The organism is uncultured Sunxiuqinia sp., assembly GCF_963974515.1.
In the GTDB taxonomy this organism is placed as follows: Bacteria; Bacteroidota; Bacteroidia; order Bacteroidales; family Prolixibacteraceae; genus Sunxiuqinia.
Genome location: NZ_CAXBDD010000009.1, coordinates 44947 through 58162, shown reverse-complemented (window position 1 = coordinate 58162; position 13216 = coordinate 44947). Strand labels below are relative to the sequence as shown.

The 13216-nt window shown below is 48.0% G+C and carries 5 protein-coding genes; all 5 read right to left on the bottom strand.

Annotated features, from left to right (window positions below):
- Nucleotides 1-29: 29 nt before the first annotated feature.
- Nucleotides 30-497, bottom strand: coding sequence for a regulatory protein RecX (locus tag AAC033_RS04340; protein WP_339735776.1), 468 nt, complete (start codon nt 495-497; stop codon nt 30-32).
- A gap of 35 nt (nt 498-532) precedes the next feature.
- Nucleotides 533-2095 (bottom strand): ATP-binding cassette domain-containing protein, encoded by a 1563-nt coding sequence (locus tag AAC033_RS04335; RefSeq protein ID WP_339735774.1) that lies wholly within the window; start codon nt 2093-2095, stop codon nt 533-535.
- A 145-nt stretch (nt 2096-2240) separates the two neighbouring features.
- Entirely contained in the window at nt 2241-2936 is a 696-nt protein-coding gene (locus tag AAC033_RS04330; RefSeq protein WP_339735772.1) for an energy transducer TonB, read from the bottom strand.
- Nucleotides 2937-3479: 543 nt separating this feature from the next.
- The gene (locus AAC033_RS04325; RefSeq protein WP_339735770.1) at nt 3480-7889 is read right to left on the bottom strand and encodes a hypothetical protein; all 4410 of its coding nucleotides are present in this window, start codon (nt 7887-7889) and stop codon (nt 3480-3482) included.
- A 24-nt stretch (nt 7890-7913) separates the two neighbouring features.
- The gene (locus tag AAC033_RS04320) at nt 7914-12779 is read right to left on the bottom strand and encodes a hypothetical protein (protein ID WP_339735768.1); all 4866 of its coding nucleotides are present in this window, start codon (nt 12777-12779) and stop codon (nt 7914-7916) included.
- Between the last annotated feature and the right edge of the window lie 437 nt (nt 12780-13216).

Here is a 13216-nt window from a genome sequence, read left to right as displayed (position 1 = left end):
CTGGAGTGAGTCGGAAAACCTCCTTATTTTCACGTTAACACCTCTTCTACCGCCCGATAGATTAAATCCATTTCAAAGCCACGAGCTTGGGCAAAACGAATCAATTTAGCTTTGCGATCATATGGATTCGGCACCTTCACGCTTTTATTTTTTTCGGTGATTATTTCAATCAGCATCTCCCAATAAGCCTCGTCGTCAATCCCATTCATAGACAAGTCAACGGTGTTTGAATTCATTCGTTTGGCATGAAGCTGGTAGGCGATTTTTATTTTTCCCCATTTGTTAAAACGGAATTTGTCTTTGGCAAAACTCCGGGCAAAGCGCTCATCATCAACATACTTCTCCTCAATCAACTGTTTCAGCACCACGCCCGCATCCATTTCGTCAACTCCCCATTGACTTAATTTAGTCAGGACATCAGCTGAACATTTTTCGGCACGGCTGCAAAGTGCTGCTGCACGATAAAAAGCTTCGGATTGCCGGGACGTCATTTCCATAGTAAAAAGATTCACTGGTTTAAATAAAATCAAAATTAACGATTCCATTGAAAAGCCGGACGATCAAACACTCCATTGCTCTTCACCTCGCCATTGTCCAAATGCAACAGGTGAGTTACGCAGCCAGGGATCTCCTCTTTGCGGTGAGTCACATAAATCAGTGTCGTTTTTAACTGGCTACAGAGAATATTGAGTAAATGAACGAACCGATTGGTTTGCTGCGAGTCGAGGCCCTGGCATGGTTCATCGAGAATAAGCAAGGGAGGCACCTTTACGAGGGCCCGGGCCAGCAAGACAACACGCTGCTCGCCCAACGATGCCTGCACAAACAGTCGCTTTTGCAAGTATTCCAATCCCAAAACAGCCAACCATGATAATGCATTTTTCAACTGATCGCCCGTTGGCAATGAATTAAATCCCACTTCATCGTGAAAGCCCGATAGAACAACATCGTTGCAGGTCATTGAACTATAAACCTGCCTACCCGAAGCGGCCAGCCCCGGAATCGTATTGTAGATGCCAGCTCCCCGCAGAAAATACAGGTGAAGTTCGGGTGATACAAAACCAATGCGCTTTTTAATGTCCCAAATACTTTCGCCGGTTCCACGCTGCCGATCAAATAAACACAGATCGTTCGCATACCCTTGCGGATTATCAGCGGTAATCAAGCTTAGCAAAGTGCTTTTCCCTGCTCCGTTTGGACCAAGCAAAGCCCACTGCTCGCCGAGGTTCACTTGCCAGTTGATGTCTTTTAGAATTTGCTTTCCACCCAATACCACATTCACCTTGTTCATTCGCACGACGATGCCGAACGCTTCGTCTGGCAATGGCAAACGGCCAAGGAGTCGCGTATCAATCTCAGTTTTATTTCGGACGCAGTCTACGTTCCTAGGTTGATAGGCTTCGGGCTTGACAAGCCGGCTTAGGCTTCCTTTATTCAATTCCGCTACGTAAGTTCCTGAATCCGGAATATGCTCCGGATCGGTCATGACAACCAGGCAAAGGCCGGAATCCATTTGCTGTTTTAACAAGCGACTCAAAGTAGCGCGCGAGTGGAAATCCAGCCCTACGAATGGTTGATCCAGCACCAGCAAGTCGGGTTTTTGCAATAGTACGGCCGCCAACTGTGTCCGTTTACGCTCGCCATTGCTCAATTGCAGGAGTTTCCGGTCAGCCAGGCGCTCAATCTCCACCTGCTTCAGCACGCGTCGCAAAGCTGCTTCTGAAACTCCAGTTTCGGTTTTCGCCTGTACCCGAGCCAAAAACTCCCAAACAGTTGGAACCATCTCCATGCCTTGGTTTTCATAGCGAAGCCCGTCGTGCATACTTCTTCGCCCCGAAAAAGCGACGAAATAATCCTGCTGATCAACCATCAGCCGCCTGATTTTCGGCTTGGTAATCAATTGACCCGAAGAAGGCGAAAGCTGCCCCGCCAGCAAACGCCCCAGCATGGTTTTGCCACTCCCCGAAGCACCGGTAATTACCAGTGATTCACCCTCTTTCAAAGCAAAACTAAGGGGATGAATAAGAGTTTCGCCCGCTATTTTCAAACCCAGACTAATCGCTTCGAGTACGTTTGTTGATTCCGGCTGCTTCATTTAGTGGATCCAATTTAGAATGAAAAACAAAGATAGGGAATCCAGCTGACGAAGCTTACCAGTCAACGCGGGCCGTAAAAAGAAAGACGATCTGTAGAGAATCGTCTTTCTAAAAAAAATAACCAGACAAACCGATTGACGGTTTTTATTGTAGCACGAAATGAATGGGAACGCTAAAAGCAACCCTCACCGGCTGTCCGCGCTGCAAGCCTGGTTTCCATACCGGCAGACTATTAACCACACGCAAAGCTTCTTTATCAAGCGAAGGGTCGACACTGCGTACGATCCGGGCATTGGTAACCTGCCCATCTTTCCCGACGACAAACGACACATAAACTTTACCTTCAATCCCATTCTCCTGGGCAATCACCGGATATTTAATGGCATTGGCCAAGAATTTTCGCAGGGCCAGTTCTCCTCCCGGAAACTCAGGCATTTCTTCTACAATGTAAAACACCTGCTCCTCATCTTTTTCCTTTTCCTCCTGTGCATAATCAATAACAATCGGGCTCACATCAATTTCGGTCTCCGCGTCAGCTTCGGTATCCTGAATTTCCAATTCATCTTCAATTTCAATGTTGTCGGATACAATGTTGAGCACTTCGACAACTCGCGGAGGAGGGGGCGGAGGCGGAGGTTTCACTTCTTCCTGCCGCGTGATCGGGATTACTTCACTCTCAATTTCCTGGGCGACAACGGCACCAGTAATTTCCGGTTTCTTCACATTGGTTTTAAATTCAAAAGCCAGTAAGATAACTCCAAGCGCCAAAACCAGCCCGAGTTCAATAAAAAGATTCCGGTAGCAATTTAAATCACAAGATGGATATTTCTTGATTTCCATAACTTTTGGTTTTATTTGAAATGAATAAGCAAACAAGGCTTGTGAAAAGTAATTTTAGACGGCTTTTTTCAGGAATATCCCCTGCTTAAAGGGTATGAACACGGTTCATGGCACAAGACGTCAACAGCCTTGTTTAATAAACTTGATTTCAATAATTTATACGAATATTACTGAGCCATGTTTCTATTTTGAAAGCTCATTGCACGAAACTAATCGCGTTATGCCGGGCAGAGCCCAGACCTCGTCCGATGGCATTCATCCCTTGACTAATGGAGCTTGCGCTCCCGCCTATGACATTTGACTTTCCAGGCTAAAGGAATTTTCGCCTCAGCTGGCAGAGTTCTCACTTCATGCGGAAAAACCCACGCCCAACCTTAAATATTTGGGGTTTGCCTGCTGGAATACGGGAGCATTTATGGCCGAGTGGTCGATGTTGTTCGTCTTTATTCAGCAAGAACCGAATGACGCCGAGAATAGCACAGAAAGGGCCGGTCATAGGATTGAACACATTCGACCGGCCCCTTTCTTTGTTTCGGTGAAAAGTTACAATTTCAAATCGTTTGATGCCGCCCCGGTTGCATTGACATTAAACACATCGGCATAGATCAGTCGGTCGGTTTCCTCCGACTGTTCCAGACGGTCTTTGTAGGCATTGTCCAGTCCGCTGATCTTATTCGGTCCACGTTCGTACTCTTCGATAATGATCTGGAATGGCGACCTTTTGTATCCTCGCGGCAAGCGAAACTCATTACTGATCGAATACCGGTTATTCTCAATATTGCGTTGGCTGATTTTGATTTCCACGCCTCTGTCGGTCAGGTCCTTCTCGTTGGAGCCATCGCTGACTGTTCCGTAAATGGGTTGCGCCATTTTATTGTCCAGGAAACTGATTCGCAGAAAGTTGTAATTGCCATACGCCGCAAGGCGTTCGTTGTAAATCGTACCCTCCACGGTTACTGTAAACCTGGAATTGACATCGTCGCGTTTAAACCTAACGGTTGTTTGGCGATCCGGCATTAGCTGGGTAAAACTGGCTGCAACCACCGGCGACAGGCAAACATCTTCTTCCTCCTTGCGTACGGAGTAGGGCTGATAGCGGGCTAAAATCAGTTTGACAAATGGGAAATACATGCTTCCGGGGTTAATGTTTAAGTCGCAGAACCAGGTCTGCCGGTCCTCGTCGAAATGAACCGGATAGGCTACGGCTTTGGCTTTTGCCGATCCCCTGCCCGGATATTGTAACTCTTCATCGATCACAGGATTCATCCTGAAATCAGCGGGTTGCGGAGAAAAACCAGCTGGCTGTACTGAATAAAGTAGTGGATCGATCCCCCAGTTGGTATAATAGTCCGAATAGCCGGGCGATAGCAAAGTCAGCCGGTTTAAATTGGCTTTACTGTCGGGCAAAATGACGGCCAGCATTTCATCATCGCCCGATGAAAACCAAGGTCGTTTCAGAAAAATACGTATTCCGCCACCGACTCGTTGGTGGCGAATCGCATCGTCCGACTGGGTTTTGCGCCACTCGAAGGTTGGGATGAGGTAGTCAATTTCGGGCGCTTTGGGCCGTGCCGAACTTGGGATATTATGCTTTTCTTTCCATTCGCTTTCACGTGTGGTGGTCAAACCGGAATCAGCCGCGAGTATTTTTCCGAAATATTCGCGGTAACGCGAAGCAGCCACCAGTTTGTAGTCCACCCACCGGTGTTTGGTGTCGCCAAACTGCTGCATGAGCGGCTTAATCCGCAATTTTATCGCTTTGAATACCGGAAACTTCAACTCCTGTACGTCAAACTTCACTTGGTTGACTAAGGTTTTGGGGGCGACTTTCCTTTGTTGCTCCAAGTTCTGAAACGAAACCGCCTGAGCCTTGTAGATGGCACTGATCTTTCGGGATTGAGGCTGCGGATCCGCTTCAAACTCCACCGGCGTGCGCATCTGGAATTTCTTGATGGGCATGATCTGTAAATTTTGAATTTGCGGCTGAATTAAGACGGCCGGCTGGGGAGTCGTTCCCTTGGTAATCACGTCATCCTGGTAATTGACCACAATATCGGCGATGCTGTTACGCCCCTGTTTCTCCTTGATCGTAACCGAAATACCATCGTCCATCGGCTCGGTCCACCGCGATTGCAGTTCTACCTTTTCGGTGCTTTCGCCGTGCACTTTGTAACGAATGTTGATGTTGGCGAAGGTATCGTTAAAATCGCGGTCGGGCAGTAATTGCTCTATTACGGGTTCTTCCAGCGGCTGTTGCAGCGCATGCACCAGCTCCATCTCGCGAGAAGGACTTACCATCCAATGCTGGCCCGTAAACGCCAGATCGGTCAACTCGGACAAGTTTCCGGGTGACTCATCTTTCACCAACTGCCAGATGGCGGCCAGCTCTTTCAAATCCGATTCGCGCCAAAATGTACTGAAGCGGATTTTTGTTCGCAGGCCTTTCGGCATGAAGACCGTGAGCTGACGGTCTGAAGCGCTCCACTGAACATCCTGCTGTTCACCTTCTTCCAGTCGGATCCGGATGTGGCCGGCGTTGTACCAGTCTTCCGGCCGGGGTACGGAATCCGTGTCGCCAGGCTGAATTTCCGCGTTGCTGAAAAAGCTAAACATACGGGGAGCAAAGTCCTGGGAGTGGGTATATTCGTAACCTTCAGAAAGAAAAAGAGCAACACCCGCAGCCATTGGATCAGGCAAATAAATAATTTCGACCTCGTTGGGTTGGTATACTTTTTCCTTGTTCTTTTCATCCTGCTGATACAATTCCTCGTGACTGGTGATGATGCTGTAAATTTCCTGTGCCTGTTGCGGATTGCCAAACGCATTCTCAAACATGCCATGGGTTTCTGCCATCAATTGGCTGTTTTTGGGTGGCAGCAAGTAACGCAGCGAGTAGTCGTCCAGTGTTTTCCCATCCACCGGATGAGCGCTTTCATAATCGGCCACCGACTGGTCGAAATTGGAACGAATAACCATGCTTTCCAGAAACTCGCCATCTTTCAGCTCGTTGCCGACCAAAACAATCGGGCTAGCCAGGGGATCGTACCGCAAATAGCGGATATTGCTGCGGATCGTCAGGTTGGGGGTTTCGGGCTGACTCCCGAGCGGGACGCTGTTTCCGGCCAGATCCACCGACCGGATGCGGACCCGGTAATCTTTTCCGTACCGAAGTTTTGGTAAGGTACCCGGCACAATCTTGGACTGCGCATTGATCCGGAATTCTACATCGGTATTAAATGCGTATTTCCGAGCTTCGTCGGTTTTATTTTTATACACAAAGTCTCGCTTAGTTTCTTCACCCGGCTTCAGTTCGTAGTCGTCCGACTCGTTGATGGCGTAGCCCGGCTTTCTAACCGACAGACTCCAGCCTTCCCAGCGGGCCAGCGTTTCCGGGATAAACACATCATCGGGATCATCAGGGTCTTCGGTAATTCCCAGCTGGATAAAACCCTCATCAGGTTCAATCCCTTCAATCGGATGCGGGATGTTTTGTTCGTCAAACCAAGTGTAGGAATCGTGCCGCTGGTGCAGCGAATACCAGGTGTCAGGTTCATCTTCATAGGCAATATCCATCTGGTATGCCTGAATAACATCGTTGGAATAAAGCACCTGGCTGGGTTGTTTCACTTGCAATTGGGTCATTTGAACCGTTTCGCCTTCGGTTTGCAGTTTGGGTTGAATTTGCATCATCATGGGCGAAGTGGTTACAAAGTTTTGCTTCAGTTGCAGGTTGCTCTGCACCTGGGAATACAAATATTCCGCCATCCCGTTTTTGGTAACGGCAATCCCCGCCGAACGCATGGCCGGCAGACCCTCCTCTTCGGGAGGTTCGACCTCGTCCATTTCCTTCAACCTAAAATTATTACTCACGCGCAATTCAGACCGGAGTTCATAAAAACGGGCGATTTGCTGCACCTTGTTTTCGGCCATATTTGAAGTTTTTAGCGCCGCCCCGTCGGCATCAACCTGGATTACCGAAAACTCGTTGGTATTTATTTTGACAAATCCCTGCTTGAAAATTGCATTGTTTTTATCGCCAATGTAAAAGCCGGTCTTTGTGATTTCATAAGCGGTTGCCGGCGTCGAAACGGTCGTTCCCGGCTCGTCAAAAACCAAGGCGTTGGGCACCAGCTGAATGGTGCCCTTGTTTGGGATCGCTGAATCATAAGGAATGGTGAAATCAAGCACGATGGCCAGCTTCCGCATGATCTGCGGATAACTGTTAACCACCGCCAAGATGTCATGAAATTCGAATGAAGGTTTTTGCAACTCCAGCTTGGGCTTGGTCCGCACCCGGTCAACCTGGTGAAACTGCCGCAACTGAGTGAAATCGTCCTTCGGGTTCATTTGTAACTCAAACCGCTTGAATTTATCCTGCTGCAACACCCGTTGGATCGTTTGATCCTCATCGGTTTGCTTAAACATCATTCGTGACGCCTGTATTTTTGTCGTCCGGCTCGGCTGAACAGCCTGTTGAACGGCCTGCAAATTCAGTTTCATCCGCGAAATCGCACCAAGGTTGGTTTCATCCACAAACTTTTCGGGTGTCACCCGCTTCCTGGGCTCAACAATCGCTTCCTGTTTATACGACTGGATTATAAAATCCTGAATGTGTTTGGACGGAAACGAATGGATGCGTTTTTCCACCAGGTTCTCTTCCTCTTTAAAATCATCGACCTTGACATCCGGGTGAAAAATATGCTGAAAAAGTTCCGGATCGATCGGTCCGTCAAGCATGGCCGGATCGAGCACGGTACCGTTTTGCAAACGGAACTTAAAATCAGCATTCAACACTTTTTGCGGCCAGTCCAAAATGTCTTCAAACTGGGAGAGCGTGGTGTCGCTTGGCGTGTTTAGTTTGATGGAAACAAACACAGAAAGTTTCAATATTTCTTTGCCCTCAACCGTGGTTCGCTGATGAGGTAACGTGGTAAATATAATTTCTTGTGGCATATCGTTTGATTTTCTGAATTCAATTTAACTTGCAAAAGCCAGACAGTATTCCTGCCAGTCATCCTGGTCAATCATTTCAATAAACTTCGGATCGGCATCAGCGCCCTTCAGTTCGCGGCGCACGGTAACCGAAACGGTTTTGCTAAAGAACAGCACTTCTACTTTCACTTTCAGCGTAGCCAGGCCTTCCAGCTTTTCAACCTTGTCGCCACTGAATACGGCGGTGAATGCGAGATAGAATTCGAGCGAAACGGTGATCAGTCCAAGGATGGAAAGGTGACCGTTGATCCGCAGGTAGCCGGTCAGGGTCGATTCGGCAATTTCTTCGGTTTGCCCGTTCACCTCAATATTAACCAGCTCCATTTTGAAATAGAAACCTCCCATGACCGATACGCCGCCTGAGGCAACCCCTACATTCAAAGACATGGCTGCCCCAAACTCAAACGCCGCCTCAATGGATTGCAATCCTTTTAAGGTCGTTACCATCATGAAGAAACCGCCGCCACCAAAGCACGAAACGGTGAGCAGGAACGGATTCTCGCGTTTGCAAAAGTTGAAACCAATCGTTAGTGGCGCTCCTGTGAACGGTAGTGTAACGCTAGCACCCAGGCTGATGTTGGAGATCATACAAATGCCCACTTCCACATTGGGAATGCTCATGTCGAAACCGGCAATAACCCGTGTCGGTTCCAGCTTGATGTAAGGGCCGTCATCGGAGAAGCCAGTGCTGGGAATGATGTTTTGCAAGTTATTGACAAAACTCAGCACTCCTTTAAAGGCAATTGGTTTGTCCTGGTCAATATCCACTTTGACGTCCGCTTTCTCCGAAGCGCCGGTTTTAAACTCGAGGTAATTGAAATTGACTTCGAGCAAGGGAACCAAATCGATCCCAAACTTGTTGAAGCGGGCCGAGCCATTCATTGTGGCCGATTTCGAACTGTCAAAAGGTTTCTCGAACTTGGTGGTGATGGTCAGGGCCTCATTCGGGTTACTGACATTCACATGCAAAATATCCGGAATTACCTGGATCGGATTCTGTTTGAACTCCGGCTGCCATTTGTATTCGGCGTAAAAAGCCTCTGTGGTTACATAGGTCTTAAAGTTTGGGATCTTGGGAATGTTCCCGTTCAGGGCATCCAGCAGTTCCTGCACTTTATTCTGCAATTCCTGTTTCAGGTTGTTCACCTGATCCTCGACATTTTGTTTCGTTTCCCTGGCCAGGTTTTCCAGATACAGAATATCATTCTTGATCTCCTCAATTTCTTTTTTTACCTGGTTAATGGTGTTGATCAGCCCGTCAAATACGCCATCCATGTTAAGTCCGCCCAGCAACAGATCGAATATTTTAATTACCCCGAAAATTTTGGCCACAGGAAATTCTTCCAGCGCTTCGAAAAACTTTTCCGGATTGAATGTCAAGGCTTTCATATCACTCACCTCACCACCAACCGGCCCCTGCAACTTACTCAGAGCTGTGATCGCCATATTGGGTGACAAAAATCCGCCGGACTTGTCGGATCCACCACTAAAATCGACTACGGCATCAGCCACCTTGGCAAACACCATACCGGCGTTTTGATCGTCCTCCAGCGTAATGTGAGTCGGCTTGCGCACACCGGTCATTTCATCCAGTTGTTTGATGAAAACCTGGGCTTCCTGCATCATCGGATGGAATTTCAGGTCGGCTTCGCCACTAGCCGGATATGTTTGCGCTCCAAAATTGAGCCATTCGGTTTCAAAAGCGGTATCGCCATCCACCAAGCTTTCAGCATAAGCCACATCCTGCCCAAAAAAATCCATCTGGGTGTAAGCGGTATTGTTCGGATTGTATTTGGAAATCACCTGCTGCATCAGGTTGATGTCACGGGCAATGCGGTTTTCCATAAACGCCAGCGGCATTCGAATGGCATGATCAATGCCCTCTTTGTCGGTAACCAGCAGATCAAACGGAAATCCCTTGTTTCCCACATTGATATAGAAATTGTAAACTGTATTTCCTCCAGTAGCTGCCCTGATAAAGCTAATCATTCGGGTTCCGCCGGACGGTGGAACCGTGATGATAGTCGAATCTGCCGGATTGTCAATATCAGGTGTTGTGCTATTTTTTACGCGGACAGCCTGAAACGGAAACTCAATAAATGCATTCTGCGGATCAGTTCGCGAGTACAATACCTCCTTTTCGAGCACCACAATGTACATGCGCTGCCGGTTAACCGCCGATTTAGTTTGCTTGTGGAACTTCCGTTCTGTAATTTTTACCAAGGCAGCCCGGTGTCCAAACGGAAACAGGTAACCTTCGCGCACGACTTTCACGTAGTGGTCGCGCCCCAGGGTGGCCAGGTGTTCCCATTCAATGATGTTCAGGTAATTGTCGGCCGGTGACGGCACATCAAAAAAGGCATGCCAGTCAAGATAAGCTCCCAGGCTGGTCAGCATCAGGTTATTGACGGGAACCGCCTTGGGCGAATAGTCGGGAATGGTATAATTGGAAGTGGTATGTACCAGGATGTGCCGATCACTGGCATCCAGCGAAGTCATAAAAGGTTTGCCCAGTTCAGCCAGCTTTTGGAAATCTTCATTGGCTTCATCAGCCCATAAGGCACGAATGGTTTTAAAGTTTGACAGTGTGCGGGTGGTTTTGCCGTCCTTTAGGCGAACCCCCAAAGTTGTGTGCCATAATTCGGCAACCTGTCCTTTGTTCGTCGACAAGGGATCCAGCACCCGGAATTGGGTCGAAATAACCTGACCTTCCAACACTTTTTGCTCCTCGATATCCCGCAACTGAACTTCTTTTTGGTGGAAGAAATCGTTGATTTGGTTTGGTGAAATGTAAAGGAGCGTCGGGGCTTCGATGGAGGTATTGAAATCGGGGATGGGTTCAACCTTCCAACTAATATTTTGGATAACAGCTGCATTAAATGAGGGCCTCACCGTTTGCATTTCCATGGGCTGCAACACCTTGGCCAATTGCGTTTCATCGTAAACGGTGCGCTGGCTGGCTTTCACCTTCGAGTGCTGCACCAGCTTGATTGCATAGTCTTTGGTGTTGGAATCCAAAAACCGGCTGCTTGTTGGTGCCTCAACAGCCTGGGTTCGCCCTTCCAGATACACGGGCGTTTTGAGCCGCGTAATTTGTGGAATTTTAATCCAGGCTCGCGGATGAACCTTCAATTTGAATTTTGACCAGTCGAGCAGTTCTTCCAAAATAACAGGAAATCCCCCATGACCTGCGGGTAACTCATACACCAGCCGGCTTCTACGGGCTCGCAAATGCTTGGCCGGCAATTTCACTTCGGTGTTGGTTCCGGTTCCCGGGATCTGATTCGACTCAAAAAACGCTTCTTCCAAAGTATGCTGGCTCGTAAAATAGACGATTACGACTCCTGCTTTTTTGCTGTTGTCCAGCTCCAGATAGGGCGACTGCCCCCGGTTGGTATAGTTGAAGTTGTGAAATTCAAACTCAAGCAAAATCAGGTCTTCCGGACGAAGAATCCTGATTGTCAGCGCCCGCTTGGGACGAAATCGGATTTGTTCAAATTGCAGGTCTAGCTGAGGCTGCCCCACGGTGGCCTTTCGGATTGGTTCCTGAGTTCCGGGTTTGGCAACCGTTATTGTTGGAACGTTCCGAACCGGTCCTTGCGTGTCTATGGAATCCGTCGGTTGTGTTGCGTTGCGGGAAAGAATTGCCCGCTTAACTCGTCTTACCGGTTCCTGCATATCAATCCGGATTGTTGGTGCGTCCCGAAAGACGGAAGTCAGACTGATGCCATGTGCCACATGCGACTGAAATGCCCGCATGCGGGGCTCGATCACCTGGCCATCTAGACTATTGGCATCACCGTAGGCCTCGAAATCGGGTAATTCAGACGACGGCTCAAATTTGAATGAGCCCAATGCCGTCGTAAACCATTGCCCCTTTTTCGGCAAGCTTGCCGAAAGGTACACTTGGGGAGCTCCTGAATTGGGATACTCGGCATAGTAAAAATATTTTTCGAATTGGAGCTTAGCTCGTCCAAAGTGTTGGTCGCTGATCTCCAGTTTACCCTTTTTACCGGATACCCACAGCATGTTTGAGTCGGAGAGGAAAATGTTTACCCCCGGGAGTTCGCCAGTATCCTGAAAAACCCGCTGCCCGTTTAACTTTACGTCTTTAATCATTTGGCTCCAGCCCTGAAAATCCGCCAATTCCAGCAGGGTCCCACGCCGTACCCGCGTTTTCATAAACTCAGGCGGTGTGTGCCCGCCTGAAGATAAGCGGAGCTGATCGGTCTTGTAATTCCGATTGTTCAGTTGCACGCTCACCTTTTTTCTGCCGCTGAAGCCCAGATTCCATTTCTGATCCAGTGTGGTATTCAGTTTTCCTTCCAAGTGCACACCGTCCTTATCGTTTAGCTGAACTAACTGGCTGGCTCTGCTGACGCTTCCTTTAGCCTGGACATTTCCATCGAGCCAACTGAGAAAATTAAGCCTTTGATTAATTCCGAGTTCAGGCACGTCCAGGTCCATGAGCCAGTCGCCTTGTTTGAAAAAAACCTGCAAATCCATCGAAAACCGGAGATCTGCTCCTGGAAACCGGAGTGAATCGGCACGAATCTCAAGCTGATTCCCATCGTTCTCATAAAGGAGAGAATAACCTGGCTCGAACTGTTTAGTGGAGAATTCCCAGCACAGCTGGCCTCCACGAAAAAACTGAAGTTTGTTTTTTGCGTGTTTTATGTCAAATGCCCCCTTGGAAAGAGACCTGACGGACTCCACGACCGGATTCCAAGCGATGGCGCCCAAGCCTATTGCTTTTACAAATTTTCGCCGTCCGGGAGACCGGACACCTTCTTTGTCATCCGAAAGGACAAATTGGTGGGACTTTTTTAAGTTTAGGTAATGAAAGTTCATGACTTCAGATATTTGGGAGTTGCAATACAAGTTACTACAATTCGAGCTTTTTGTAAATAGCTCTAAAACATCTTCATGCAGACGGAATCACGAAACCCGCACAAATTAGGACTTTCAGATCCTATTTTTTTGATTTTTTCTCTCGGTTTTTAATGGGATCTGTTGATATCCTTCGGGAGGAACTCAAAAACAAGTCGTTTATGGAAAATGCTTCAGCAGAATCATTCCATGCAAAACTGAAAGCTTTTAGAGCGACTCTGAGAGGTGTGACTGATGCTTCATTCTTCTGTTTTCGTGCCGCTCAAACTCATGCTTAAAACCTTAATCCCCCAGAAATATGAAATGATCCTCTAAGAGGAGTGACAGACACTAACTTTTTCCTGTATAGAGTAGCTAAGATATTTGCCTGAAAAATAATCTCCACAGAAATTTAAAGT